Source organism: Devosia sp. LjRoot3 (assembly GCF_964252865.1).
In the GTDB taxonomy this organism is placed as follows: Bacteria; Pseudomonadota; Alphaproteobacteria; order Rhizobiales; family Devosiaceae; genus Devosia.
The window spans coordinates 516,278-541,336 of the sequence record NZ_CAXUPK020000001.1; the positions used below are offsets into that span (position 1 = coordinate 516,278).

Genomic DNA, 25,059 nt, shown 5'->3' on the forward strand with positions numbered 1-25,059 from the left:
GACCTTCCAGCCAATCCTCACCATGTTCATCGCAATTCACCGATTAATTCGGCCGGCCCCCCCCATGCAAGACGACGACATCGCCAACATCATGCGAGCCCTGGGTCATCCAGTCCGGCTCAACATCCTGCGGTTCCTCGCGAGCCAGCAGCAGCGGGAATGTTGCTGTGGCGACGTCACCGAATCCTTGCCGCTCGCCCAGTCCACCGTCTCCCAGCACATAAAAGTGCTGCTCGATGCTGGCCTGATCGAGCGCAAGCCTCATGGCACGCGTAATCGTTACATGATCCGGCATGACCGGCTGTCCGAAATCGGAACCGCCTTTGGAGGCCTGCTCGATGGCCTCAACTTCCAAGCGCCCCACAAGGAAGCGGAACCGGCCTGATGGCTAATAACAGCACTGAAAAGAAGCCGTCCGTTAGCGCGGACGAAGGCTCTGTATTCTCTACAGTTCGCAATCTCTGGCCCTATATGTGGCCCGAAGGCCGTCCCGACCTGCGCATGCAGGTGGTGCTGGCTCTCGGCGCGCTGGTCGTCAGCAAGGTCGCGACCACGCTCATTCCCTTCGCCTACAAGGGCATCATCGATAGCCTCGGCGGCACCGACGCAGACAGCCAGCTCATCCTGGGCCTTGCCGTCCCCGTCGTGCTGGTGATTGCCTATGTGCTGGGCAACATCCTCGATGCTGCCTTCCAGCAATTGCGCGACGTGCTCTTTGCCGGCGTCGGCCAGCATGCCGTGCGCAAGCTGGCCCTCGAAACCTTCCACCACGTCCATCGCCTGTCGCTGCGCTTCCACCTGGCGCGCCGCACCGGCGGCCTTTCCCGCGTCATCGAGCGCGGCACCAAGGGCATCGAAACGGTCGTCCGCTTCGCCATGCTCAATATCGTCCCGACCATTCTCGAGTTCGTGGTCGTCGCCGTCATCTTCGTCTGGCTCTTCGGCGTCAGCTATGTCGGCGTCCTGGTGGTGATGATCTGGGCCTATCTCTGGTTCACCATCAAGGCATCCAACTGGCGTATCGCCATCCGCCGGGACATGAACGATTCCGATACGGATGCGAACGGCAAGGCCATCGACAGCCTTCTCAACTACGAAACGGTGAAATACTTCGCCAACGAGAAGATGGAAGCCGAGCGCTACGATCGCTCCATGGCGAACTACGAAAAATCCGCCATTCGCATCTGGACCTCGCTGGGCTGGCTCAACTTTGGCCAGGCCGTCATTTTCTATGGCGGCTTCCTCGTCATCTCCATCATGGCTATTCTGGGCGTCATGGATGGCCGCCTGACACTGGGCGATTTCGTCCTGCTCAACACCTTCCTGATGCAGGTTTATCGCCCGCTCAATTTCATCGGCTTCGTCTATCGCGAACTCCGCCAGGGCCTCACCGATATCGAGGCCATGTTCAAGCTGCTCGATCAGGATCCGGAAATCCTCGACAAGCCTGATGCGAAGCCACTCGCCGTCACCGGCCCGGTCATCCGCTTCGAGGATGTCACCTTCCACTACGATTCCGATCGCCCGATCCTCAAGGGTGTCAGCTTCGAAGTGCCCGCCGGCAAGACCGTCGCCATCGTCGGCCCAACCGGCGCCGGCAAGTCGACCATCTCGCGCCTGCTCTATCGCTTCTACGATGTCACCGGCGGTAGCATCACCATCGACGGGCAGGACCTGCGCGACGTGACGCAGGAAAGCCTGCGCTCCACCATCGGCATGGTCCCGCAGGACACGGTGCTCTTCAACGACACCATCGGCTACAATATCGAATATGGCCGCCCCGGCGCTTCGATGGACGAAGTCCGCCAGGCCGCCCAGATGGCCCAAGTCGGCGCCTTCATCGAGGCACTCCCCAAGGGCTATGAAACCCCGGTCGGCGAACGTGGCCTGAAACTTTCGGGCGGCGAAAAGCAGCGCGTTGCCATCGCCCGCACGATTTTGAAGGCCCCGTCCATCCTCATCCTCGATGAGGCGACCTCGGCCCTCGACACCAAGACCGAGCGCGACATCCAGGCCGCCCTCGACGTCGTCTCGCGCAACCGCACCACCGTCGTCATCGCCCACCGTCTGTCCACGGTGATCAATGCCGACGAAATCCTGGTCCTCCGCGAAGGCCTCGTTGCCGAGCGGGGCAGCCACAGCCAGCTCCTCGCCCAGAACGGTCTCTACGCACAGATGTGGAGCCGCCAGCGCGAAGCGACCGAAGCCGAAGAAGCCTTGGCTCTGGCCCAGGAAGACCCCGACGGCTTCGTCAAGCGTGGCGCTCCTGCCGCGGAATAATCAGGCGGCGGCGATCTCCGCATCCGCCGCCGCAACAAAGGCCTGCGGGTCCCCGCCCATCTGGCGCAGGGCCCGCGCTGCCGTTCCGTGGCCCATCTCGGCCACAACCTTGATCACATGCGATCCCGCAAGCGGCCCTGTCACCCCACGCTGCCGCAGCCGCGCCAGTTCCTGCACCACGATCTGCCCAGAGGGTGCAGCCCGATAGACGCCCTCAGCCGGGGGCAGGGGCGGGCTCACGCCCAGCGCGCTTTCCACCACCACACCATCGACACCCACGGCCCGCAGCGCCTCCCGATGCTGTTCTGCCAATGCCGTCTTGAAAGCAGCACCATCCAGCCCGAGCCGAGCAAAGACGCGCCCTGCCGAACCATCCGGCAGTGCCAATGCCGCCTCCACAAAATGCTCCGCCTCCGGCGCCTCGCGCCCATCCGCCCGCGCCAAACCCTCAGCGGTCTCGCACAAAACCTTCAGCGTGCCGGCGTCCTTCGCCGCCTGCATCAAACGCTTCAACATGGCATTCCTCACTTCTTGGGGGGTTCAACCAGACCGGACAGCCGCTTATGCGCAGCCTGCTTGCTGACGCCGAGCGCCATGGCGATCTGCGACCAGCTCCAGCCGCGCTTCAGCGCCTCCGCCACAGCCTGCAGTTCCAACTGGTCGGCCATACGCCGCAACGCCACGACACTGGCCAGCGCGGCCTCAGGGTCTTCCGATGGATCGATCTTGCTCTCTGTCATTATGCGTCAACAATAGTTGACGGTGGGCATCTCGTCAACCATCGTTGACGCTGGCCACGCAAGTATCTGTCGGCTAGGCTGAGACCATGTCCCAGCCTTCCGTCAGCCTCGTCCCCGCCCACCCCGACCAGAAGCCGGTCATCGCCAACCTGATCCAACTCTACCTCCACGACATGACCGAGTTCATGCCGTTCCCAGTCGGCGTCGACGGCCGCTACAGCTACGATTTCCTCGACCGCTTCTGGCGCTTCCCCTATTTCATCATGTCCGGCGACGAGATCGCCGGCTTCGCCCTCGTCATCGATGAATGCCCTCTTACCGGCAGGGCACCCTGCTGGTTCATGGCCGAATTCTTCGTGTTGAAAGCCTACCGGGGCAGGGGCACCGGCCGCTCCGCCGTCCAGCAGGCCCTCCAAGCCCACCCCGGCCAATGGCACATCGCCGTCCCCCACGCGAACCGAGCAGCACAGTCGTTCTGGTCCAAATCCCTGGCGCCCCAAAACCCCATCAGCCGCGACATCCACTTCGACGGCGACGACTGGCGATTGCACGACTTCGTAGTGGGCACGAAGTGACCCTTTGCAGACGAGCAGCCTGGCGCTAATCTCGCGCTCGGCATCCCACCAAACCTGCCGCCGGGTTGAACGGGGTTTTGGCTGAGCAAGCGACCCTTCAGGGCGTGCGTAATCGGCGGACACGGCCCGATCATTGGGATCGCAAATGCCTGTCAATGACATCAAGCGCGACACGGTCGCGCTCTTCAAACGTTGTCTTCGCACCATCTGGCGGACCGTGAAGTCCTCGCATGCCGATGAGGCAATCGCCGCCTACTACGGCTTTCGAACCCACGCGGCGCTCCTCGCCGCGCTGCCTGACGATGCCGCCATACACCAGGTCGAACCCAGGCCGCAGGCGCTCATGGACCGTCTGGAGGAGTTCGGATATCGCTTGGCAGGCCTTGAGTTCGAACGTGTACTACGCCTCTTCCACGCTGAAATATTGGGCCGGATCAACGAGAATTTTCGCCGGATGGTGACGGAGACGGCTAACGACAACAGGACCTGAACCAAACAAAAAGGCCCGCATCGCTGCGGGCCTCTCTCATTCTGTCTCAGTCCAAGCTCACTCCGCCGCGTCGCGACGGTCGTCCTTTTCCTTGTCGCCGAGCCCGGCTTCCTTGCTCACGACATACTTCTTGCCGTCGGCATCGTCCGGAATTTCTACGGCAACGCCGTCAAAACCGGCCGGTGCCGCGGCGGTCTTGCCGCGGAACGGGCTCGTCACCCATTGGCCGACGCTCGCAAAGTTCGTGCCCAGCCACTTGATCTGCTTCCACATCACGCTCGGCGCGGTGATCATCACCGGCACCATGATCAGCGTCAGCAGGGTCGAGAAGAACAGGCCCGAAACCAGCGCTGCCGAAAGGTGGATGAACCACGAACCGGCAATGCCACCGATGACGATTTCACGGCGGATGAAGTCGAACTCGACGTTCGCCCACATCGGGATAACGCCCAGTGCCGTGAGGAAAGCCGTCAGCAGAACCGGACGGACACGCTGGCTGACCGTCAGCAGCATGGCCTTCACCGGCTCCACATGCTGGTGGCGGTTATAGTCATTGTAGGTGTCGATCAGCACGATGCCGTTTTTCACCACAATACCCGCCAGCGCCACGATGCCGAGACCGGTCATGATCGCCGAAAAACTCATCCCAGTTACCAGCATGCCCAGAAGCACGCCTGCCACCGACATGACCACGGTCGAGAGCGTCACCATCACCTGGTAGAAGCTGTTATATTCGAGCAGCAGGATGAAGAAGATCAGGGCCATTGCCATGCCCATCGCCTGGACGATGAAGGCGTTGGCGTCGCCCATCTGCTCTTCGGCACCACCGAAAGCGACATTGACGCTTTCGGGGAAGCCCTGCTCGCCGATCCACTTCTGCAGCTCGGCCACCTTGTCGGCGGCATAGACGCCTTCGGGCAGGTTGGTGAGGCCCGCAGCCACGTTCATCACATAAACCTGGTTGCGGCGCTCGATATTGGCGACCTTGGGCACAGCCTGGCGATCGATGAAGTTCGAAACCGGGATCATGCCGTTCTGGGTGGCGATGCGCATGGAGTCGAGTGCGTCGAAGGTGCGCTCGTCCTTGGGCAGGCGAACACGAATGTCGAGTTCGTCGCCGGTTTCGCCGTCGCGATAGGTGCCGAGCTTCACGCCATTGGTGATGAGCTGCACATAGGGCACGAGCTCACGCACACCAATGCCATACTTGCCCGCCTCGGCGCGATCGACGGTGATCTGCCAGTCGATACCGGGGGAGGGGCGGCCGTCTTCAGCGTCGACCACTTCCGGCCAGGTAGACAGATGGTCGCGAATAGCGGCAACCACGGGCACCAGGTCGTCGTAGTTTTTGCTCTCGACGCGCATGTTCAGGTCCTTGCCCGCCGGCGGACCATTTTCCGCCGCCAGCACCTGAATATCGAGGCCGGCAATATTGTCGACGCGATTGCGGATGTCGGCAAAGATCGTCGCGGCTGGTACACGATGGTTCCAGTTGACGAGCTGCAGCTGGAAGTTGCCGATCGTGTCCGGCGGCATGGTGCCAAAGGCGCCCGTCGTGCCGAACTGCATAATCACGTCCTGGATGCCGTTGACCTGCAGGATCTGGTCTTCGACCTCGATCAGCATGTCGCGGATTTCCTCGGGCGAGTAATTGCCCTGGCCGACCACGGCAACCGTCGCATATTCGGGTTCCGAAGCCGGGAAGGCTTCCGAGCCGGTCGGGTTGGTCGAGTAGGCGATGAAGATCGCCACGATGATCCCGAAACCCACTGCCAGCGTCGGCACAGGCCAGGAGATCAGCTTTTCCATGATCCGCACATAGAACCCGGTCAGGCCAGTGACCTTCTTGGGGTCGAACTTGTCCGGATACATGACGATGTCGGCCTTGGCCTTTTCCTTCTCGTCCACGTGGGTCGAGGCGATCACCGAGCCGATAACCGGCATGAAGATCAAAGCGGAAATGAACGAGGCGATCATGACGATGATCACGATCATCGGCAGATAGCTCATGAACTTGCCGATAATGCCCGGCCAGAACAGCAGCGGAATGAAGGCGCCGAGCGTGGTCGCCGTAGCGCCCACCACCGGCACGAACATTTTCCGCATGGCCATGATGAAGGCTTCGCGCTTGGGCACGCCTTCCTGCAGCTTTCGTTCGGCATATTCCACGACCACAACAGGGTCGTCGACGAGCACGCCCACCGCGATCACAAGCCCGAACATCACCATCATATTGATGGTCATGCCCAGCATCTGCGCCACGAGGAAGGCCATCATGAACGAGAGCGGGATGGAAAGGCCGATCATCAGCGCGGGGCGCAGACCCAGCGTTGCGATACAGGTGATCAGCACCAGAGCCACGGCGGTAAGCACCGCCGCTTCAAGCGAGCGGAAGAGGCTCGTCGTCGTGTCGGCCTGGTCGAGGAAGACGGAGTAGCTCACCCCGCTTGGCCAGGTCTTGGCGAGTTCTTCCGTCGTCGCGCGAACCTGGTCCGAAACGTTGATGATGTTGGTGCCGAGTTTCTTGGAAACGCCAAGGATCTGGGCCGGAGAGCCGTTCACCTGGGTATATTCGGTCGCATCGGCAAGGTTGCGGGTGATCGTTGCGACATCGCCGAAGGTGACGACGGTATTGCCATCGGTCTTGATCGGCAGGTCATAAACGTCCTGCGCATTGCTGATCAGGCCCGGCACTTCGATATTGAACGAGCCCTGTCCGGTATTGAGCGTACCGCCGGGGACCACCATGTTGTTGCGCGAAAGCGCGTCGAGCAGCTGGCTGGCGGTGAGGCCATAGGCCTCAAGACGCAGCAGGTCGATGCGGACTTCGAGCTGTTCCTTGCGCGAACCCGAGAGCTTGACTTCGCGCACGTCGCCAAGGGCTTCGAGCGCGTCCTGCAGTTCTTCGGCGCGGCGGGTCAGTTCCTTTTCAGGCGCCGTACCATAGATCGCCACCGACATGATCGGGCCGATAAAGTCGATTTCGCTGACCGTCGGGTCATCGGCATCGGCCGGGAGCTTGGCCTTGATCGCGTCCATCTTGGCGCGCGTATCCTGAAGGGCCTGGTCCTTGTCGGTATTGATGTCGAATTCGAGGATCACCGACGCATGGCCGGTGGTCGAGGTCGAGGTGATATTCTGCAGGCCCGGCAGATTGGCGAGTTCTTCTTCCGCCGGCTTGGCGAGCAGGTTTTCCGCGTCGCGCGGCGACACGCCGGTCTGGCTGATCGAGACGTAGAGATAGGGAACGTCGATGGCCGGGAAACTCTCCTTGGGCATGGAGAGGTACGCAGCCGTACCAGCCGTCAGGACGATCGCCATGACGGTGAGGACGACTCTCGGCATCCTCAGGATTTTTTCAATGAAGTCGAGCATGAAACTCGTCCTTAGCTGGCTGCGGTTTCGGTCGTCTTAGGAGCGGGGCTGGCCTTCACGGCCTGTCCGGCAGTCACACCTTCCTGGCCGACGGTGATCACTTCGGTCACCGGGGGCAGGCCCGTCACCCAGACGCCCTGACGGGTGTCGCTGACGATGGTCACTTCGTGGAACGCCACGACGCCGTCTTCGACGGTCCGCACGCCGAGCGTGCCTTCGTCATCGAGCGTCAGCACCGACTGCGGCAGCAGATGGCCCGGAGCCGCGCCGAGATTGACGAGAGCCTCGGCGGTCACGCCGTCCTTGATGGCAAAATCGGCATTCGGGATTTCGATTTCGACCGGGAAGGCGCGGGTGGCATTGTCAGCCTGCGAGGCGATATAGGTCACCTTGCCTTCGACTGCCTGGCCCGTCACGGTCTTGATCGCGGCAACGAGACCGAGCTTGGCGAGGCCAATATGCTTTTCCGGAACCATGCCGGCAAAGATCATCGGGTCGAGCTGCACGATAGTGGCGCAGGCGCCACCGGCATTCAGCATCGAGCCGGCAAGGGCCACCGGGTCCTGAACGAGGCCGGCCACCTTGGCGGTAATTTCGGTGCGGTCGAGTTCGGCTTTCGCATTGTCGAGACCGGCTGCAGCCTGGCTCACGCCTGCCTTGGCCTGGGCGAGGGCCACGTCGGCAGCGTTAGCGGTATTGGCAGCGGCAAGGCCTTTTTCGCGCAGGCCCGCATTGGTGTCGAAATTGAGCTGGGCCTGGGCGAGAGCCGCATTGGCCTGGTCGACGCCGGCCTGAGCCTGGGCGACGGCAGCAACGCGGGTGCCCTGGTCGAGCGTGCAGAGCAGGTCACCCACTTCCACGCGCTGGCCCTTGGTCACATGCACGGTGTCGACCGTGCCGGCAGTTTCGGCGACGGCGGTCACCATGGCCTTGGCCTGGGTGCGGCCGCGCAGCGGCACTTCGACCGGCATCGGCTGGGCGGTAAAGGTCTGCGTCCGCACGTCCGGCAGCGGGGCATTGGAACCGGTCGTTGCTTCATTGCGTTGGGCAATGGTCAGGGCAGGGTCGGTTTCAGGCGCATGGTGTTCAGCCAGAACGCCGGCATCGGCAAGCGCGTTGTGCACGGGTCCGTGCTCTTCGCCTTCGATGACGGAGATGATCGGCTTTTCGCCATTGCCCGGGCCGTTACCCCCCTGCACGAGGGTACCAGTGGTGAGCCAGGCGCCTGCTCCAAGCAGGATTAGCAGCGCCAGGCCATAGGAAAACAATGCACGCATAGAATATCTGCCCCTTTTATTCCGCCGCGTCCTTGCGCTCGTCGGCTCGCGATAAGTTGATCAGTTCGTGCATATGGGTACGCAGATACTTCTCTGCAACGCCCAAAACTTCACGACCGTAATTGAGAACCCAGCAATCGGCCGGGCTGCATTCCTGTTCGGACCGTGCCTGGTCCAATTGCTGCCGCTCGGCGGTCATCCGCTCGAGATGTTCGGTCACCCTGTCGGCGACCAGACTTTGCGGCAGGATGCTGACAAAACGTGCCAGCAGAAGAAACGGACTGCGAAAAACATCTTCGCCCAGTGGCGCCGACAGCTCCTCGGCAAAAGCCTGGCGTCCGCCATCGGTGATGGAATAGACCTTCCGCGCCGGCTTGCCGTCCTGCGGCACCGTACGGCTTGTTACAAGGCCATCGTCTTCGAGCTTGGCGAGCGCTGGATAGATCGAGCCAAAGCTGGCTTCCACGAAATAGGCGAACTCGCCCTCGGTGCACATGCGACGGATGTCATAACCCGTGGCCTCACCCTCGTAGAGCACCGATAGACAGAGCGTCCGCACGTTCATCTAGCATAATCCTTCCGGCACTATGCCGGTTCGATATATGCCGGGGCTATATATGTACAACCCCCGGCACACAAGATTTACGAGGGTTGTGATCGTGCAGATCAGTTAAGCGTCTGTTGCATGACGCTTTTATTCTAGCAGCGTCTGCATCTCTTTTGCGGCCTTTTGGGCGAGTTCCAGGCTCGCCGCGGCCACAAAGTACGGATTGAGGAAGCTCAGCTCGTGCTTTCCGTAGCGCATCGGGGCGCCATCGAGTGTTACCACGGCTCCCCCCGCCGCTTCCAGTACCGCCTGGCCAGCCGCCGTGTCCCATTCGCAAGTTGGGGTAAATCGCGGGTAAAGCTGCGCATCGCCGCGCGCCAACAGACAGAATTTTAGCGACGATCCCACCGACACATCGCTCTCGACATCGAGCGTCTGGCAAAGTTTTTCGAGCGCCTCGTGCCCGTGCGAGCGGCTGGCAACGATCCGAAGGCGCGGCAACCAGCCCACCTTGGTCTCGCGCTTCTCCGTCACGACGCCATCGACCACGCGCCCGGTCCAGGCACCATTGGCATCGCCAACGAAAATCTCGCCCGTCACCGGCGCTAGCACCACGCCCATGGTCGGCTTGCCATGTTCCACAAGCCCGATATTGACGGTGAATTCGCCATTGCGCTTGATGAATTCCTTGGTCCCATCGAGCGGATCGACAACGAAATAGCGCTCGCCCAGAACCGGCACGATACCCGCAGCCACGCTCTCCTCGCCCAGAACCGGCAGCCCGGTTTCCTTTAGATGCGCAATGATAATCTGTTCGGCCGCCGCATCTGCTTCGGTCACCGGCGACCCATCCGATTTCGCTACGGCATGGATCGGCCGCGAATAGACATCGAGGATCACTGCCGCCGCTGCGATCGCAGCTTCAACTGCAAGATCGGTAATGGTCTGGGAGGCGGCAAGAACAGAACTATCGGTCATTTGGCCGGCTTTTTGGGAGAAAGTCAGCGCGTCTTTACGCCTGTCTCTGCCGCCTGACAATCGACCGAATTTGCCGGCTCCATCGACTCCCTCCCCCTTGTGGGGAGAGATCAAGGGTGGGGGTTCGGCAAACGCTGGTGCGTAAAACCCTACCGCAACAACCCTTGCCCCCCATCGATCCAGACCGGCGTCCCCGTAATATGCCGCGACGCATCCGAAACCAGAAACAGCACCACCTCGGCCACATCCTCGGCCTTGCCCGGCTTACCCCCGGTAATCGGAATATCACCCCGCGGAAAACTCACCGGTATCTCGGTCTTTTCCATCCCGCGCTTGCTCGTATTCTCCCCGATCTGACTCTCGATCGAGCCCGGGCAAACCGCGTTGACCCTGATCCCGCGCGGCCCCAGCTCCAGCGCCAATTGCTGCGCTATTGCCAGCTGCGCCGCCTTCGTCGCCGAATAGGCCGATGCCCCCGGCGTCGTAAACGTCCGCGTCCCATTGATCGACGAAATGATCACGATCGCCCCGCCTCCCGCCGCTTCAAGTCGCGGCACCGCATGATGCAGCGTCAGATAGGTCCCGCGCAGATTGACCGTGATCGTCTTGTCCCATTCCTCCGGCGTGATCTCCTCGATCGGCGCCCAAACCCCGTTGATCCCCGCATTGGCCACGACGATATCGAGCTTTCCAAACCGCTCGACCACCAGCGCCACGGCCCGCGCCATATCCCGGTCATCCGAAATATCCGCCGTAATGCTGATCGCCTTGCCGCCCTGGTCCTCGATCTCTGCCGCCACGGCATCGACCTCCGCCTTGGTCCGGCTCAACACCGCAACATTGGCGCCCTCCCGCGCCAGGAGCAGCGCCGTCGCCTTGCCAATCCCCGAGCCTGCCCCGGTCACCAATGCGGTCTTGTTCGAAAGGGTCTGCATCCACGCCTCCTTGCTGACAGGCAAAACGCAAAAGGCGGCGCAGGGTTGTCCCACGCCGCCCGATTTCTCGAAACGTCCAAGACTTACCGGACCTTGTGGTCCTGCTCGATGATGGCGTGGGTGAGGCTGCCGGTCGCCGGATAGAGCGGGATCAGGCAGGCCTGCAGCGCGTGATAAATATCCGGCTTGCCCACAAACAGGTTCGAAGCCGGCGTCAGGTCTTCCTTCAACTCGCTGAGCCAACCGCCACGCGCATGGTCGATCACATGGTTCTCGGCATAGTCCCAGAGCTTGCGATACCAGACCTGGAAATAGGCATCATTGTCATGCGCCGAAATATAGCTAGCCGCACCAATAGCCTCGGCCACCGGCCACCAGAGCTTTTCGCGGATGGCGGGCTCGTCGTTCCAGTCGAGCGTATAGAAAAAGCCGCCATGCACCTTGTCCCAACCAAGCTCGATCGAGCGCTGGAACAGGTTCCGCGCCGCCTCGGTCATCCACGAGTGCTGCTTCTGGCCCAAAACCCAGAGCTGATAGAGCAGGCGCGACCATTCCAGCCAATGGCCCGGCGTCGTGCCCGAAGGGCGGAACATTTCATTGGGGTGCCGATAATTCTTGTCGACCACCCAATACTCGTCAAAGTGCTCGGCCACGCGATGGTTGAGCCGCACCGCGTTCTTGCGGATGATCAGCTCGGCAATGCGCTCGGCCTTCTTGAGATAGGCCTGCTGCCCCGTCGCCTCATAGCCCGCCATCAGCGCCTCGGTGAGGTGCATGTTGGAATTCTGCCCGCGATAGCCGCGAACCTCGGTCCAGTCGGCGCTGAACTCTTCGCGCACCGCCCCGACACTATCGTCCCAGAACCGCTTCTCGATCACCTCGGTCGCGTCGGCAATCACCTTGTCGGCCAGCGGATGCCCAACCAGCTTGGCGCTCGACCCGGCCAGCAGCACAAAAGCATGCCCATAAGCCTGCTTCGCACCATCTTTCAGGCCATTGTCATCGAGCGACCAGACATAGCCGCCGCGCTGCTGGTCGCGATGCTTGTTCCAGAGATAGTTCATGCCATGGTCGATGATCTCGTCCGATCCCGGCCGCCCGATCAGGCTCCCCACCACGGCGCAATGGATCATGCGCGTCGTCACATGGATCTGCCGGACCGCATTGTCTTCCTCAAGCGGCATACCCTCGTCGTCGAGCTCAAAAAAACCGCCTTTGGGATTGATCGAGGCCGCTTCGAAAAAGTCGAAGAGATCATTGGCCTGCCGCATCAGATACTGGCGGTGAAAAGGGCGCTTCTGCCAGGGGCTGGCATTGGTCTTGGGCAGAGAATTGGTGGCGTCGCTCATCTTGGCTCCCGTCCGGCGTTAGAATGCCGGGCATCAAGGAAGCTTCTAGCGAGATCGTGGCAACGTTGCAAATTCTCGCCAGCCCACAGAACAAATTCGCTCTAACCCGTCAGACGCCATCTATATCACATCGTCACCACCGGGCTTGTCCCGGTGGTCCATGCGGAGGCGAGATGGATTGCCGGGACAAGCCTGGCAATGACGATAGACGTCGGGGCCTCACTCTTAGGAGCGAAAAAATCACCCCTTCGCGTACCAAGCCTCCACCCGCCGCACTTCCTCAGCCGATCCCAAAATCACCGGCACCCGCTGATGTATCCCCGTCGGCTCCACATCGAGAATTTCCTGCCGACCAGTCGTCGACAACCCACCAGCCCCCTCGACCAGCCAGGCCATCGGGTTCGCCTCATAGAGCAGTCGCAACCGCCCGCCCTTGCTCACGGTCTCGCTATCGAGCGGATAGAGAAAAATCCCGCCCCGCATCAGGATGCGCAGGATATCAGCCACCATCGACCCCACCCAGCGCATATTGTAGCGCTTACCGGCAGGCCCGGCTTCCCCGGCAACACTTTCCTTCACATAGCCCAGCGTCGCCGCGTCCCAAAACCGCTCGCGCGCCGTATTGATTGCAAATTCCCCCGAGGCCTCGGGCACCTTGGCCGCAAAGACAACCTGCACCCACTCACCCCCAGCATCGAGCGTGAACACCGAAACATCACCCGCGATCCGCAAGACAAGACTCGTCGCCGGCCCATAGGCAACAAACCCGGCGGCCAACTGCGCGCGCCCCTTCTGCAAGAGGCCCCCCGCGCTCGGCAGCACCGAAAAAATCGTCCCCACCGTCACATTCACATCGAGATTGGACGACCCATCGAGCGGATCGGTGGCGACAATGAACGCCCCCTGGTTTTCGAAATGAACCGCATCATCCAGCTCTTCCGAAATCAGCACCGAAACCGCGTCGTTTGCCTGCAAGTGCCTGAGCACCACATCATTGGAAATGACATCAAGCGCCTTCTGCGCCTCGCCCTGCACATTGGTATGCCCGGCAAGCCCCGTCTGCCCGGCAATCGGGGCCACCCGCAAGATAGCCGCCAGTTCTGCCCCCGCCGCCGCCATCGAGGTCACCACACTAGCCAGCGCAACATCATCAGTCTGTGCAACAAGCCATTGAGCAAGTGAGGTCATGGTCATCTCCAATTGAACCCCGTCACCATGGCGATCGAGCTGAGTGGCACAAGACAGACTTTTGGGTGAGTGGCAGCTATTCGAATCGGCGCGGCCATTTTCGCGCCACGTGCAGCACGCCAACGACTTCGACATGCTCAGCAACGCGATAGACGACGACATATGGCAGGTCTGCAAAGACCAGCTCCCGCGTATGTTTCACGCGTCCTGGCCGCCCGGCCATGGGGGAGGTTCCAAGTGTCGCCACGGACCTTTCGGTCAGGTTTTTGACAACCTCGAATGCCGCAGTGGGGCGGTCCTGCGCGATGTATTCCTGGATTTCATCCAGATGTCGAAAGGCTCGGCGCGTCCAGGCAACGCGCATTACATGGGGCGGTATTTGTTGACGAGCGCCGAAAGTTCGGCATCGGAAGCGAAGTCACCGTTGTCCGCATCCTTCAATCCCGCCTCGACCTGAGCAATAAAATGCTCCTGCCACTCAAGTGACAGCCCGTGCTCCAGAGCATCCGCAACAACCTGCGAGGGTGTCAAGTTTGATCGCGCCGCAATGGCCTGGACGCGATCGCGCAATGCTTCCGGAATGTCGATGGTCAGAGTCATGGCAAAAATATGCGCCTTCCGACGTCAAAAATAAAGGCCTACCCCTCCCGCGCCAAATCCGCCAGCAAACCAGCCGCCACGCTAAGCCGCGACACAGTCGCCGCCCCGCCGGTAAGCTCCGTCACCGCCTTCACCGTCCGGGCAATCCCCGCCTCATGCTGGCCACGCCACGTCGCGATATCCCCGGCTTTCAACACGTCCGCCGTCAGGTCGCGCAGCGCGCGCATCAAATTGGCCAGCGCCCGATCAAGCGCCATGCGATCAAACCGGTCGGCCAGCACAATATTCCGCCCCTCCTCGACGATGCGGAAGAGATCGAACTGCCCCGCGGCGCCGAAGAAGGCCTGCGCCGCCGCTTCGATCGACACCCCGGCGCGTTCCGCCACCAGCACGATATCGCTGGCATTGCCGATCACCGGCAATTCCCCGATCCGCTCCGCCAGTTCCGCGTCGACGCCATGCGCCACGAGTTCAGCGACCCGTCCCGAAAGCGCCTCGCGCTCCTTGTCGGACAGCAGGCCGACGCCGGCACCACGCAACGCCTCGACGCCCGCCTTGTGCCGCTCCACCAGCGCCGCCACATCGCTCGCCCCGACATTGCCATTGCGCAGGAACCACAGCGCCTCGCGATAGAGCAGGGCCTCCACCTGGGCATAAAGCGCCAGTTGCACCGCGCCTGGCACCTTGTTGTCGAGCGCGTCCACAGCCGCATAAAGCGCCGTCAGCCCATAGACATCGCGCACCGCCGTATAGGCGAGCGCCACTTCCCCGGCACTGGCGCTCGTCGCCGCCATCAGTTCGGAAACGAAGGCCGGCCCACCGCGATTGATCATCGCATTGGCCAACACCGTCGCGATTACTTCGCGCTTCAGCCGATGCCCTTCCACGGCCGCGGGATAGGTCTCATTCAGCTTTTGCGGGAAATAGCGGAAAAGCTCACCCGCAAGATAAGGCGTGTCGATGGCCCGCCCTGCGACGAGATCGTCAAACAGCGACAGCTTTGCATAAGCAAGGATGACAGCCAGTTCCGGCCGCGTCAGTCCCTTGCCCTGCGCCGCCCGCGCGTCGAGCACCGCATCGCTAGGCAGGAATTCCACGGCACGATCAAGCCGCCCGCGCTCTTCGAGCCCTTCGATCAGCACACGGTGGTCCGGCAGTTCCGAAGTGCCCGCCCGCTCAGCCAGCGACAGCGCCAGCCCCTGCAGATAGTTGTTCCGGAGGCACAGTGCCGCGACGTCGTCGGTCATGCTGGCAAGGAAGGCGATGCGCGCCTCCCCGTCCAACGCCCCCGCTGCCACCACCGGCGCCAGCGCGATCTTGATATTGACCTCGAGGTCGGAAGAATTGACGCCGGCCGAATTGTCGATGGCGTCGGTATTGATCCGCCCACCTTTGAGCGCATAGGCAATGCGCCCACGCTGCGTCACACCGAGATTGGCGCCTTCGCCCACCACCTTGGCGCGCACCTGATCAGCCGCAACACGGATCGCATCATTGGCGCGATCGCCCACCGAGGCATCGTCCTCTTCCGGTGCCTTGATATAGGTTCCGATACCGCCAAACCACAGCAGGTCCACCTGTGCCGACAAAATGGCGCGCATCACCTCGTTCGGCGACGCGGTGGCCTTCTTCAGCCCCAGCAGCGCCTGCATTTCCTCGCTCAGCGGAATGACCTTCAGGCTGCGCGAAAACACGCCACCACCGGCCGAGATCAGGCTCTTGTCATAGTCCTGCCAGCTCGAACGGGGCAGGGCGAAAAGCCGCTTCCGCTCAGCCAGGCTCACCGCCGCATCCGGCGTCGGATCGAAGAAAATATCGCGGTGGTCAAACGCTGCCACGAGCCGGATTTCCGGCGAGAGCAACATGCCATTGCCAAACACGTCGCCGCTCATGTCGCCGACGCCGACAACGCTGAACGGCTCCGCCTGGATATTGCGGTCCATCTCGCGGAAATGCCGCTTCACCGCCTCCCAGCCGCCACGCGCGGTAATGGCCATTTTCTTGTGGTCATAGCCGACCGAACCGCCCGAAGCGAAGGCATCGCCCAGCCAGAAGCCGCGCGAAATGGCGATGGCATTGGCCGTGTCCGAAAAGCTTGCCGTACCCTTGTCTGCCGCCACCACGAGATAGGGATCATCCCCATCGCGCCGCATCGTCTCGGCCGGCGGCACGACTTCGCCATCAATGAGATTATCGGTCACATCCAGCAGCGATCCGATGAAAATCTTGTAGCTCTCGGTGCCTTCCGCCATGAACGCATCGCGTGCCATGCCGGCCACGAGCCGCTTGGGCACAAAACCGCCCTTGGCTCCCACCGGCACGATCACCGCATTCTTCACCTGCTGCGCCTTCACCAGTCCCAGCACTTCCGTGCGGAAATCTTCCGGTCGGTCCGACCAGCGCAAGCCACCACGTGCAATGGCGCCAAAGCGCAGGTGAATACCTTCCACCCGCGGCGAATAGACCGAAATCTCGCGATAAGGCCGTGGCGCAGCCATGCCTTCCACCTTGGCGCTATCATACTTAATCGCCAAAGCCGGCCGCCGCTGCCCGTCGGCATCCCGCTGGAACGAATTGGTCCGCAGCGACGCGTCAACGAGGTTGAGGAACCGCCGAATGATCGTGTCCTCATCGAGCGAAGCCGTCGCCTCGAGCTGCGCCGCAATAATGTCCCGCGCCGCCGCCTCGGCCATGCCGCGGCTTTCGAGCTTCGGGTCATGCAGCGCGCCAAACAGCGTCACCAGCGCCTTTGCCGCCTCGGCCTGGGTCACCAGCACCTGCGCAATATAGCGCTGCGAATACGAAATCCCGATCTGCCGCAAATAGCGCGAGAACGAGCGCAACAGCGCCGCATCGGTCCAGTCGAGCCCGGCCTGCGTCACGAGCGTATTGAGCTGATCACTCTCCGCCGCCCCGGCCCACACAGCCAAGAGGCCCGCCTCGATCGCCGCACCCCGCGCCGCAACATCCAGCTCCGCCCCATTGCTCGGCGCCAGCACCATGTCGTGGATGAAGCGCTCGATCCCGTCGCGCGGCACCAGCGTATAGGTGCGCTCGTCGATCACCTTGAACCCAAAGTGCTCGAGCATGGGCACACGGTCGGACAGCGGAATAGCCCCGCCCTTGGCATAGAATTTCAGCCCCAGCGCGCCCTCGGCGCCCTGCCGCGCCCGCAGTTTCAGCGCAATGCCACCCTCATGCACCTCGCGCAGCACGGCAATATCGCCCAGCGCATCCTCGGCCGAATTGCGCGACTGATAGGCTTGCGAAAACGCCGAACGATAGTCGCTGATCGTTGCCGGATCGGGCGCCGCTTTCTGCAGCAGGTCCGAAAAATCCTGCGTCAGCGCTTCGACGCGGCTTTCGAGCTCCGCTCGGCTCGGATTTGGCGTCACGCCCCCAAGCCGCCCGATGATCACATGCAGCCGCACGAGATCCCCTTCGGGAAAATTCGGATAATAGGCCGAAACGCGCCCGTCATAGATTTCAGCGAGATAGCGCGTGATCCGCGCCCGCACGTCCCCGTCATACCGGTCGCGCGGCACGAAAACCAATATCGAGACAAAATTGTCGAACCGGTCGATACGCGGCAAGACCCGCACCCGCGGCCGATCATAAAGAGCCGCAATCGCCTCAGAAAATTCCGCCAGCAATCCCGTATCGATCTGGAACATCTCGTCGCGCGGATAGCTATCGAGCGCGCTCAGCAGCGCCCGGCCGGCATGTCCCAGCGGATCAAGCCCGCTCTTGCGCATCACCTCGGCCACCTTGCGCCGGATGATGGGCACATCGGTATGCGGCGTCGCGAGCGCCTGGGCGGTAAACAGCCCCACCACGCGCAGTTCGCCACGCACATTGCCCGCGGCGTCATAAAGCTTCACCCCGACATAATCGAGATGCACGCGCCGATGCACGCGCGCCCGCACATTGGCCTTGGTCACCAGCAGCGGCTCGGCCGTCTTGAGGAAAGCCACCAGCTCCGGCGTGCTGTCCACATAGGCCTGGCCCGTCCGCAAAACCTTCAGCGCGTGATCGCGCAAAATGCCGAGACCGGTATCGTCCTCCGGCACCAGCGTCTCGTCTTCAAGCCGATATTCGCGCATGCCGAGGAAGGTAAAATTATGCTCGGTCAGCCATTCGAGAAAGCGCACCGGCTCGTCGCGCAGCGCCGGCTTCAGCCCGTCGAGCCCACCCATCGCCTGCCGCAACCTGTCGAGCATCGGGCGCCAGTCGTTCACGGCCCGCGCCACTTCGGTCAGCGTTTCGGCAATCTCTGCGCGCAACGCTTCGGGATCGGCCACTGGCTCGCTATGGATATGCAGCACGCTGATCGCCGCGCCACCGGTCTCGGCCACCTGGCCCTGGTTCACCCGCACCACGGGATGGCAGAAGAGGCGAATGGCCCCGCCCATGGCCCGCAGCGCCGCCAGCGTCGAGTCGACGATAAAGGGCATGTCGGGCGAAATCACATCGATCACCAGCGCGCCACCCGCATGGGCCGGCGGGGTGAGCAGAATGCGCGTATCACTCAGGGACCCGGCAAACAGCGCCTTGTGGCTGGCCTCGAGCGCGGCAAGCAGAACTTCGGGCTTCTGACGCACCAGATCGTCCGGATCAGCCGCCTTGATGGCCTCGATCAGGAAGCGCTCCAGGCTGGCATTCCCCTTCGCCAAGGCCGATGCTGCCTCGATAAAAGCCCAGCTCCGTTCGTCCGTCATATGCCGCCCCCCTTAGAGCGCTTTCAGGTGATCCCGGTGCCGCTTTCTCTCAAAGCCAGACCCCAGTCCTGAAGTGATTTGGTCCGCACTCTATCAGGCTTGGCCCGCCTGTCTGCCCTTCCTAAGTTTCATGCCCCAATGACCGAACAGCAGTGTGACGACCGAAAAATTTCACAAAACTGCCACATTCGGGCAAAGCGTTTCCGACTCGCGCCCCGTCACGCAGCGTTTACCTCTTGTTAATCTCGATTGATCTGGTAGTCTTTTGATAGACATTGCGATGAGGCCCCCATGCCCAACGTCTATCTGATGGTTTCCTACGCCGCGCTGGCCGCAGCCCTGATTCTGGGCTTCGCCGTCACCGCCCATGGCGGACCATTGTTCTTCTGAATAATCCGGGCGCGAAGCCTGGTTCCGATCAGTGCACGCTTACCGGCGTGACCGGGTTCGCTGGCCCTTCGCCGATTTTCGGCCCTTCCCAAAACACCACGTAGAGCAGCTCTTCGCCGCGCGCGTCGGTAATCTCGATGGTCCGTGGTGCGCGCGTCTCGCCGCCTTCGCCGGCCAGCTTGTCGATGATCGCCTTGCCGATTTCTGCCGCCTGCTGCTCGGCAGCGTCCAGATCCGCCAATTCGCTGCCCGCTTCGTCGCGAACCAGCTCTTCATCGGTACGATAGTGAAAGAAAAAACGCGGCACATCTGCCTCCTGGACGCTTGGCAAACGCCGCCCTCACGGTCGCGGTTGCCTCATCCAGAGTGAATCAGGAAATCGATTGCAGTGTGGCACTAAAGCCTGGCTGCTGAAAGTACCTGCCGGTTTCGAGGCAAGGACGTGCTCAAAAAACCTGCGTCAGTCGATCCTTGAAAGCGCATGATAGTCGTGCCGCTGCCACAGCAACGGACTGCGCCCCTCATGCGATTCCGCCTCGATGATCGCCCCCGCAAACAGCACATGCGTGCCCGTCTCGATCGAGCCGATCACCTCGCAATCGATCGCCGTCACTGCACCCGCCAACAACGGTTGCCCCGAAGGCCAGCGCGACCATTTGCCGAGATCGAACCGCGCGTCATGCGGCACCTTGCCGGCAAAGGCGTCAGCAATCTCGCTTTGATCTTCCGCCAGCACCGCCATCGAGAATCCACCGGTCTTGGCGATGAAATCGGCCAGCCGACTGACGATGTCGATCGAGATCAACACCGAAGGCGGATTGGCCGAAAGCGACAGCACCGCCGTCACCGTTCGCCCCACCATTTCGTCGCCCCGCCGCGCCGTCACCACGGAAACGCTCGAAGCCACGGATGACATGGCCGCGCGAAACTCCGCAGTGCTCACCACAGGGTTTCTCGTCGGGCGCAGCGCCATGCTGTCCGGCATTTCAAAATCAGCCATAACGCTACTCAAGGACGCACCCGCCTTGGCGCGCTTTGCGCGTCTGGCGAACTGCTGAAAATCAATAATCGCGCAATCCGGTCGCAAGGTGCAATCCATCCGCCGCATCGCATTCCAGAATTTGGAGAAAACATTGGATCTGGTGCCGCCACCCGCACGACGCTCGCCCCACCGTCGTCATTGCCGGGCTTGTCCCGGCAATCCATCTCGGGGAGCCGCCATCTTGAGGATGGCATGGACCACCGGGACAAGCCCGGTGGTGACGACCCTCAGTGCGTGCGGTGGCTTACGGCCTTAGCCCAGGTTCGCCTCGGCAAACTCATAGTTCGCCAATTTATCGAGGAAGTTGGTCACATAATCCGGGCGACGATTGCGGAAGTCGACATAATAGCTGTGCTCCCACACATCGAGCCCAAGCAGCACCTTGCCTTCACCCGTAGCGATCGGGTTCGAGCCATTCGGCGTCTTCGTCGCCTTCAGCTTCCCATCCGTACCCAGCACCAGCCATGCCCAGCCCGAACCAAACTGCGTCGTCGCAGCAGTCTTGAACGCATCCTTGAAGGCATCCACCGAACCAAAATCTTCAACGATCTTGGCTTCGAGCTTGCCCGGCAGCTTGCCGCCGGTCGGGGTCAGCGCGTTCCAGAAATGGATGTGGTTCCAGTGCTGGCCTGCATTGTTGAACACCGGCGCCAGATCGGCCTTGTCCTTGGCAAAGAGAACGATCTCTTCAAGGCTCTTGCCCTGCAGGTCCGGATTCTTCTCAACGAAACCGTTGAGCGCCGTCACATAGGCCTGATGGTGCTTGCCGTGGTGCAGCTCCAGCGTTTCCTGGCTCATGCCGGCAGCGGCCAGCGCATTGGTGGAATAGGGCAGGGTGGGGAGTTCAAAGGCCATTTCGGGGCTCCTTCAAAAGCGCTTCCGAGAACCAGAAACGCGACCGGCTTGCCATTGTTGGCCATCCGGAGTATTTTCCAAGCAATGACTTTGAAAACCCATTCCACGAATATGTCAAGTTCGGACTTGGAAAATTACGCATGGTCGCCGCGCAGCCCCGGCGAGCGCGTGCTCATGGCCCTGAAAATGCGCAATGGCCTCTCCTCGTCCGCCATCGGCGAACAGTTGGGGATCACCGGCGAAGCCGCGCGCCAGCAATTGCTGCGCCTTGCGCAAGAAGGCCTCGTCACCTCCGAAAACATCTCCTCCGGCGTCGGCCGTCCCACCCAATCCTGGTCGCTTACCCCGGCCGCCCAGTCGCGCTTCCCCGATACGCACGCAGCCCTGACGGTCCAGCTCCTCGACCTCATCGGCTCGACCCTCGGCGAAGCCGCCCTCGACACCATCATAACCGCCCGCGAAACCCTCACGCGTGAAGCCTATGAAGGCGCCGTATCGGACAAGCCGGACCTGAAGGATCGCGTCGCCGCCCTCGTCGACCTGCGCAGCCGCGAAGGCTACATGGCCGATTGGAACGAGCAGCCCGACGGCTCGCTGCTGCTTATCGAAAACCACTGTCCCATCTGCGCCGCCGCCACAGCCTGCCAGGGCTTTTGCCGCGCCGAACTCGACGTCTTCCGCGCCGTCCTCGGCCCCAACGTCAATGTCGAGCGCGAAGAACACATCGTCAGCGGCGGCCGCCGCTGCTCCTATCGCATTACCCCTGAGTCCACCCCATGACCGATCCCCGCCCCCCCGTCGGCACGCGCCTCACCCGCATTGGCTGGGACACCCCCGAAGGCCTCGACGAAGCCCTCATCCAGCAGGTCGTCAACGAATTCTACGCCGCCGCCCGCCAGGATGCCGTCATCGGCCCCGTCTTCAATCGCGTTATCCCCGAAGCCGATTGGCCGGCCCACCTCGCCACCATCGCCGACTTCTGGAGCTCCATGCTTCTCGGCACCGGCAAATATGGCGGCCGCCCCATGCCCAAGCACATGGCTATCCCCGAGCTTGAAGATGCCCACTTCATGCGCTGGCTGCGCCTTTTCCGCGAAACCGTCACGCGCCTCTGCGCGCCCGAAATCGCCGAAATCTTCATCGAGCGCTCCGAACGCATCGGCAATTCCTTCCGCATGAACATCGCCATGCGCCGCGGCAACGACATCACCACCATGGGCCCGCTAAAACGCGAACCGCCCGCGATCTGGAAGCCGGATAGCAACTGATCCCCTTAGGATCGCCACCCACACCCAGATCGTCACCCTCGGGCTTGACCCGAGGGCTCTGCACTTTCCCACGCATGGCCCAAATGAAGTGTCTTCGGTCAAGCTCGAGGGGCGACGCTCGGTGATTGGTCCCCCCTGACGACACCCAAGTTTGAGCGTATCCTTCCCCCAGGGAAGGAGTATCTGTCATGGCAACATTGGTCAGACTAACCCAGGAGCAGATCGAGCAATTGCTCGACGACGCGGACGACATGGAACGCGCCCTCAAGGACATGCACGAGGAACTGATCACCCTCGGCGTCCCCAACGACACCGCCACCCGCTTCAGCAAACTCCACGACCGCTTCAGCAGCTGGATCGGTTTTCTACGGCGCCAACGCGAACTGGGCGCGGAATCGCCGACGCAGTAGACGATCTATCGAATGCGGGGCTCCGCGCGGCTGAAGCCATTCAAATACACGGCGTCATTCCCGCGAAAGCGGGAATCTCTGTTTTGCGAGAGGAGATTCCCGCTTTCGCGGGAATGACGCCGTGGCATGCGGGAGGCGAATGACGCCCTTTGGTGCGGCAACCACCAGCCCCCTAATCATCCAGCCCCTCCAAAAACTCCAACACCACCCCATTAAACACCCCCGGCCGCTGCACCGGCGCAAAGTGGCTCACGCCAGCCATTTCGACATACCGCGCCCCCGGCACCGTCTCCGCGATATACCGCGCATGCTCCGCCCGAATGAACTCATCCCGCTCCGCCTGCGCCACCGTCACCGGCACCTCAGTCGCGCGTAAATCCTCCGCGGAATAATCCGGCTGGCGCCCCTGCATAACCTGCAGTTTTGAACTCATCTCGTCGAACCGCTCCGCATGCGGCGACAGCGCTGCATAATCCTTCTGATGCCGCGCCAGGCACTTCCCGATCGTCTCCGTAAACTCAAACGGCAACGTCCCGCTCGGATCGACATTGCAGGCAAAGAAGAAAACCCCCGCCACCCGCTCCGGCGCCGCCTTGGCCATGGCGAGCCCGGTACAAGCCCCATCGCTCCATCCAACCACGGCCACGCTGTCGATCTCCAGCCGATCCAGCACCGCAAAGGCATCCTCGGCGAACTGCGCGTAAGAAAACGCCCCGCCATCCCATGAACTCCGCCCATGCCCCCGGCTGTCGATCACCACGACACGATACCCGGCCTCAACCAGCGCCGGCACCTGATGCCCAAAATTGTTGGAATTCCCCATGCCGCCATGCAGCAGCAACACCGCCGGCCCCGCGCCGAAGCTGGCGAACCAGACCCGCGCCCCGTCGCGCTCCAGATACTCGCCCCCTGCCGGCAGGGCAGGGGGACCGTCTTGTGCAAAAAGGTCGAGGCCGTCGTCCTGGAAAGTGTCTTCCATATTGTCCCTCCATCTGTGACACCGCCGCGACGAGTGCACAAAACAGCTTTCGACTGTTGGGGAGACTTTATCGCAGTAGCGGGAGATCGACAGGAATATCGCGTTCCAGAACCAGCACGCCGTCTTGCACGGTCAGCCGCCCATGATGGATCACCGTCGCCCGCGACCGCGCATCCGGCGGCCCTTCCTTGTGCCCCAGCTCATCCCATTCGGGATGGGTGAAATAGTAGAGCGCGCCATGGTCGCCCACGACGACCACCTGCGCGTGGCGCATGAATTTGTGGTCCAGCGCATCCACGCCCGGCTCGCCGCCCACGATCCCCTGTCGCACCCAGTTCTTCGTATCGTCCGAGCGATAAACCGCCTGACCCCGCCATTCATCGACGATCAGCCAGTAAAACCCGCCCAGCCGAAACACATTCGGCCCCTCATGCGGCGGCGCCTCCGGCGATCCCGGCAGCACCAACCCTTCGAGCTTCCAGTCGAACATATCCGTGCTGGTCGCGCTCCAGGTGCTCGATCCCTGGCCCTCGTCCTTGTACCACATGCGCCACAGCCCATCCGGACTCTTGAAGACACATGCATCGATGCAGTTCGTGCTCGAAAGCGCCAGCGGCCCAACCCGCGTCCAGCTCTCAAGATCGTCGCTGACAAAATGCGTAATCGTCCGCGGCACCTTCCAGTGCGTCGGCACCCCGGTGATATAGCTGAGGAACATGTGATACCGCCCCTCGGCAAAGATCACCTCCGGCGCCCAATGCGTATTGAGCCCATCATCCCCAGGCGCATCGAGCCCCTTCACCGTATCCCGATAGTGCCAGCTCGCCCCATCATCGGTCGAAACCGCGATCCCAATCGGCGACCCATGGATCCATGAAAACCCTTTGCCGCCGGCCGCAGCCCGGCGATTGGTATAGAACATCCACCACTCATTGGTGCCTTCCCGCCGGATCACCGTCGGATCAGCCGCCCCATCCTCGACAGGGTCCCGAAATATCGGCGCGCTCATGCATTTGTTCCTCAGATGAAATCCGCGGCCACCCCACCCACAGCGTCATTCCCG

General features: G+C 62.0%; 24 protein-coding genes. 7 read left to right on the forward strand and 17 right to left on the reverse strand.

What is annotated here, in order from left to right; all coding sequences use genetic code 11:
• Nucleotides 1-64: 64 nt before the first annotated feature.
• Complete coding sequence (locus tag ACSQ2A_RS02555) at nt 65-385, forward strand: ArsR/SmtB family transcription factor (RefSeq protein ID WP_436070952.1); 321 nt, start codon at nt 65-67, stop codon at nt 383-385.
• Nucleotides 385-2,280 (forward strand): ABCB family ABC transporter ATP-binding protein/permease, encoded by a 1,896-nt coding sequence (locus ACSQ2A_RS02560; protein WP_436070953.1) that lies wholly within the window; start codon nt 385-387, stop codon nt 2,278-2,280. Before ACSQ2A_RS02555 ends, ACSQ2A_RS02560 begins: the two co-directional genes overlap by 1 nt.
• On the opposite strand, the gene ACSQ2A_RS02565 is transcribed toward ACSQ2A_RS02560, so the two are convergent.
• Both ACSQ2A_RS02565 and ACSQ2A_RS02570 read right to left on the reverse strand, forming a co-directional pair.
• The gene (locus ACSQ2A_RS02565) at nt 2,281-2,796 is read right to left on the reverse strand and encodes a Clp protease N-terminal domain-containing protein (protein ID WP_436070954.1); all 516 of its coding nucleotides are present in this window, start codon (nt 2,794-2,796) and stop codon (nt 2,281-2,283) included.
• An 8-nt stretch (nt 2,797-2,804) separates the two neighbouring features.
• Nucleotides 2,805-3,020 (reverse strand): hypothetical protein, encoded by a 216-nt coding sequence (locus ACSQ2A_RS02570; RefSeq protein WP_436070955.1) that lies wholly within the window; start codon nt 3,018-3,020, stop codon nt 2,805-2,807.
• A gap of 86 nt (nt 3,021-3,106) precedes the next feature.
• On the opposite strand from ACSQ2A_RS02570, the gene ACSQ2A_RS02575 reads away from it, so the two are divergent.
• Both ACSQ2A_RS02575 and ACSQ2A_RS02580 read left to right on the forward strand, forming a co-directional pair.
• Nucleotides 3,107-3,595 (forward strand): GNAT family N-acetyltransferase, encoded by a 489-nt coding sequence (locus ACSQ2A_RS02575; RefSeq protein ID WP_436070956.1) that lies wholly within the window; start codon nt 3,107-3,109, stop codon nt 3,593-3,595.
• Between the two features lie 145 nt (nt 3,596-3,740).
• Nucleotides 3,741-4,085 carry a hypothetical protein gene (locus tag ACSQ2A_RS02580; protein WP_436070957.1) on the forward strand — a complete coding sequence of 115 codons (345 nt, stop codon included), beginning with the start codon at nt 3,741-3,743 and terminating at the stop codon, nt 4,083-4,085.
• Nucleotides 4,086-4,142: 57 nt separating this feature from the next.
• On the opposite strand, the gene ACSQ2A_RS02585 is transcribed toward ACSQ2A_RS02580, so the two are convergent.
• From ACSQ2A_RS02585 to ACSQ2A_RS02645, 13 genes are all read right to left on the reverse strand, one after another.
• Nucleotides 4,143-7,460 carry an efflux RND transporter permease subunit gene (locus ACSQ2A_RS02585; RefSeq protein WP_295411048.1) on the reverse strand — a complete coding sequence of 1,106 codons (3,318 nt, stop codon included), beginning with the start codon at nt 7,458-7,460 and terminating at the stop codon, nt 4,143-4,145.
• Between the two features lie 11 nt (nt 7,461-7,471).
• Nucleotides 7,472-8,737 (reverse strand): efflux RND transporter periplasmic adaptor subunit, encoded by a 1,266-nt coding sequence (locus ACSQ2A_RS02590; protein WP_436070958.1) that lies wholly within the window; start codon nt 8,735-8,737, stop codon nt 7,472-7,474.
• Between the two features lie 16 nt (nt 8,738-8,753).
• On the reverse strand, nt 8,754-9,302 hold the full coding sequence (locus ACSQ2A_RS02595) for a PadR family transcriptional regulator (protein ID WP_295411051.1): 549 nt from the start codon (nt 9,300-9,302) through the stop codon (nt 8,754-8,756).
• A 129-nt stretch (nt 9,303-9,431) separates the two neighbouring features.
• Nucleotides 9,432-10,262, reverse strand: coding sequence for a 3'(2'),5'-bisphosphate nucleotidase CysQ (gene cysQ / locus ACSQ2A_RS02600; protein WP_436070959.1), 831 nt, complete (start codon nt 10,260-10,262; stop codon nt 9,432-9,434).
• Between the two features lie 149 nt (nt 10,263-10,411).
• Nucleotides 10,412-11,197 (reverse strand): SDR family oxidoreductase, encoded by a 786-nt coding sequence (locus ACSQ2A_RS02605; protein ID WP_436070960.1) that lies wholly within the window; start codon nt 11,195-11,197, stop codon nt 10,412-10,414.
• A gap of 83 nt (nt 11,198-11,280) precedes the next feature.
• Nucleotides 11,281-12,546: an AGE family epimerase/isomerase gene (locus tag ACSQ2A_RS02610; RefSeq protein ID WP_436070961.1), complete on the reverse strand. Its 1,266-nt coding sequence runs from the start codon at nt 12,544-12,546 to the stop codon at nt 11,281-11,283.
• Nucleotides 12,547-12,786: 240 nt separating this feature from the next.
• Nucleotides 12,787-13,734: a class 1 fructose-bisphosphatase gene (locus ACSQ2A_RS02615; protein ID WP_436070962.1), complete on the reverse strand. Its 948-nt coding sequence runs from the start codon at nt 13,732-13,734 to the stop codon at nt 12,787-12,789.
• A gap of 76 nt (nt 13,735-13,810) precedes the next feature.
• On the reverse strand, nt 13,811-14,098 hold the full coding sequence (locus ACSQ2A_RS02620; RefSeq protein WP_436070963.1) for a type II toxin-antitoxin system RelE/ParE family toxin: 288 nt from the start codon (nt 14,096-14,098) through the stop codon (nt 13,811-13,813).
• Nucleotides 14,098-14,334 (reverse strand): hypothetical protein, encoded by a 237-nt coding sequence (locus tag ACSQ2A_RS02625; RefSeq protein ID WP_056309230.1) that lies wholly within the window; start codon nt 14,332-14,334, stop codon nt 14,098-14,100. Before ACSQ2A_RS02625 ends, ACSQ2A_RS02620 begins: the two co-directional genes overlap by 1 nt.
• Nucleotides 14,335-14,372: 38 nt before the next feature.
• Nucleotides 14,373-19,052, reverse strand: a complete 4,680-nt coding sequence (locus ACSQ2A_RS02630) for an NAD-glutamate dehydrogenase (protein ID WP_436070964.1) — start codon at nt 19,050-19,052, stop codon at nt 14,373-14,375.
• Nucleotides 19,053-19,470: 418 nt separating this feature from the next.
• Nucleotides 19,471-19,749 carry a DUF6894 family protein gene (locus ACSQ2A_RS02635; RefSeq protein WP_436070965.1) on the reverse strand — a complete coding sequence of 93 codons (279 nt, stop codon included), beginning with the start codon at nt 19,747-19,749 and terminating at the stop codon, nt 19,471-19,473.
• A 153-nt stretch (nt 19,750-19,902) separates the two neighbouring features.
• A complete protein-coding gene (locus tag ACSQ2A_RS02640) occupies nt 19,903-20,550 on the reverse strand; it encodes a flavin reductase family protein (RefSeq protein ID WP_436070966.1) in 648 nt (215 codons plus the stop codon).
• A 186-nt stretch (nt 20,551-20,736) separates the two neighbouring features.
• Complete coding sequence (locus tag ACSQ2A_RS02645) at nt 20,737-21,339, reverse strand: superoxide dismutase (protein ID WP_436070967.1); 603 nt, start codon at nt 21,337-21,339, stop codon at nt 20,737-20,739.
• Nucleotides 21,340-21,450: 111 nt separating this feature from the next.
• Here ACSQ2A_RS02645 and ACSQ2A_RS02650 point away from each other — a divergent pair, with 111 nt between their 5' ends.
• From ACSQ2A_RS02650 to ACSQ2A_RS02660, 3 genes are all read left to right on the forward strand, one after another.
• Entirely contained in the window at nt 21,451-22,119 is a 669-nt protein-coding gene (locus tag ACSQ2A_RS02650) for a helix-turn-helix transcriptional regulator (RefSeq protein WP_436070968.1), read from the forward strand.
• On the forward strand, nt 22,116-22,607 hold the full coding sequence (locus tag ACSQ2A_RS02655) for a group III truncated hemoglobin (RefSeq protein WP_436070969.1): 492 nt from the start codon (nt 22,116-22,118) through the stop codon (nt 22,605-22,607). Before ACSQ2A_RS02650 ends, ACSQ2A_RS02655 begins: the two co-directional genes overlap by 4 nt.
• 188 nt (nt 22,608-22,795) lie before the next feature.
• On the forward strand, nt 22,796-23,017 hold the full coding sequence (locus ACSQ2A_RS02660; RefSeq protein ID WP_436070970.1) for a hypothetical protein: 222 nt from the start codon (nt 22,796-22,798) through the stop codon (nt 23,015-23,017).
• A gap of 172 nt (nt 23,018-23,189) precedes the next feature.
• Here the strand turns inward: ACSQ2A_RS02660 and ACSQ2A_RS02665 are convergent, their stop codons facing one another.
• Both ACSQ2A_RS02665 and ACSQ2A_RS02670 read right to left on the reverse strand, forming a co-directional pair.
• Nucleotides 23,190-23,996: an alpha/beta fold hydrolase gene (locus tag ACSQ2A_RS02665; protein WP_436070971.1), complete on the reverse strand. Its 807-nt coding sequence runs from the start codon at nt 23,994-23,996 to the stop codon at nt 23,190-23,192.
• 67 nt (nt 23,997-24,063) lie between these two features.
• Entirely contained in the window at nt 24,064-25,005 is a 942-nt protein-coding gene (locus tag ACSQ2A_RS02670) for a family 43 glycosylhydrolase (protein ID WP_436070972.1), read from the reverse strand.
• Nucleotides 25,006-25,059: the final 54 nt, after the last annotated feature.

What these genes read in the sequence shown, in the direction of transcription:
- ACSQ2A_RS02555 (WP_436070952.1), top strand. Translation starts at nt 65, where the DNA reads ATGCAAGACGACGACATCGCCAACATCATGCGAGCCCTGGGTCATCCA.
- ACSQ2A_RS02560 (WP_436070953.1), top strand. Translation starts at nt 385, where the DNA reads ATGGCTAATAACAGCACTGAAAAGAAGCCGTCCGTTAGCGCGGACGAA.
- ACSQ2A_RS02565 (WP_436070954.1), bottom strand. Translation starts at nt 2,796, where the DNA reads ATGTTGAAGCGTTTGATGCAGGCGGCGAAGGACGCCGGCACGCTGAAG.
- ACSQ2A_RS02570 (WP_436070955.1), bottom strand. Translation starts at nt 3,020, where the DNA reads ATGACAGAGAGCAAGATCGATCCATCGGAAGACCCTGAGGCCGCGCTG.
- ACSQ2A_RS02575 (WP_436070956.1), top strand. Translation starts at nt 3,107, where the DNA reads ATGTCCCAGCCTTCCGTCAGCCTCGTCCCCGCCCACCCCGACCAGAAG.
- ACSQ2A_RS02580 (WP_436070957.1), top strand. Translation starts at nt 3,741, where the DNA reads ATGCCTGTCAATGACATCAAGCGCGACACGGTCGCGCTCTTCAAACGT.
- ACSQ2A_RS02585 (WP_295411048.1), bottom strand. Translation starts at nt 7,460, where the DNA reads ATGCTCGACTTCATTGAAAAAATCCTGAGGATGCCGAGAGTCGTCCTC.
- ACSQ2A_RS02590 (WP_436070958.1), bottom strand. Translation starts at nt 8,737, where the DNA reads ATGCGTGCATTGTTTTCCTATGGCCTGGCGCTGCTAATCCTGCTTGGA.
- ACSQ2A_RS02595 (WP_295411051.1), bottom strand. Translation starts at nt 9,302, where the DNA reads ATGAACGTGCGGACGCTCTGTCTATCGGTGCTCTACGAGGGTGAGGCC.
- cysQ (WP_436070959.1), bottom strand. Translation starts at nt 10,262, where the DNA reads ATGACCGATAGTTCTGTTCTTGCCGCCTCCCAGACCATTACCGATCTT.
- ACSQ2A_RS02605 (WP_436070960.1), bottom strand. Translation starts at nt 11,197, where the DNA reads ATGCAGACCCTTTCGAACAAGACCGCATTGGTGACCGGGGCAGGCTCG.
- ACSQ2A_RS02610 (WP_436070961.1), bottom strand. Translation starts at nt 12,546, where the DNA reads ATGAGCGACGCCACCAATTCTCTGCCCAAGACCAATGCCAGCCCCTGG.
- ACSQ2A_RS02615 (WP_436070962.1), bottom strand. Translation starts at nt 13,734, where the DNA reads ATGACCTCACTTGCTCAATGGCTTGTTGCACAGACTGATGATGTTGCG.
- ACSQ2A_RS02620 (WP_436070963.1), bottom strand. Translation starts at nt 14,098, where the DNA reads ATGCGCGTTGCCTGGACGCGCCGAGCCTTTCGACATCTGGATGAAATC.
- ACSQ2A_RS02625 (WP_056309230.1), bottom strand. Translation starts at nt 14,334, where the DNA reads ATGACTCTGACCATCGACATTCCGGAAGCATTGCGCGATCGCGTCCAG.
- ACSQ2A_RS02630 (WP_436070964.1), bottom strand. Translation starts at nt 19,052, where the DNA reads ATGACGGACGAACGGAGCTGGGCTTTTATCGAGGCAGCATCGGCCTTG.
- ACSQ2A_RS02640 (WP_436070966.1), bottom strand. Translation starts at nt 20,550, where the DNA reads ATGCGGCGGATGGATTGCACCTTGCGACCGGATTGCGCGATTATTGAT.
- ACSQ2A_RS02645 (WP_436070967.1), bottom strand. Translation starts at nt 21,339, where the DNA reads ATGGCCTTTGAACTCCCCACCCTGCCCTATTCCACCAATGCGCTGGCC.
- ACSQ2A_RS02650 (WP_436070968.1), top strand. Translation starts at nt 21,451, where the DNA reads ATGTCAAGTTCGGACTTGGAAAATTACGCATGGTCGCCGCGCAGCCCC.
- ACSQ2A_RS02655 (WP_436070969.1), top strand. Translation starts at nt 22,116, where the DNA reads ATGACCGATCCCCGCCCCCCCGTCGGCACGCGCCTCACCCGCATTGGC.
- ACSQ2A_RS02660 (WP_436070970.1), top strand. Translation starts at nt 22,796, where the DNA reads ATGGCAACATTGGTCAGACTAACCCAGGAGCAGATCGAGCAATTGCTC.
- ACSQ2A_RS02665 (WP_436070971.1), bottom strand. Translation starts at nt 23,996, where the DNA reads ATGGAAGACACTTTCCAGGACGACGGCCTCGACCTTTTTGCACAAGAC.
- ACSQ2A_RS02670 (WP_436070972.1), bottom strand. Translation starts at nt 25,005, where the DNA reads ATGAGCGCGCCGATATTTCGGGACCCTGTCGAGGATGGGGCGGCTGAT.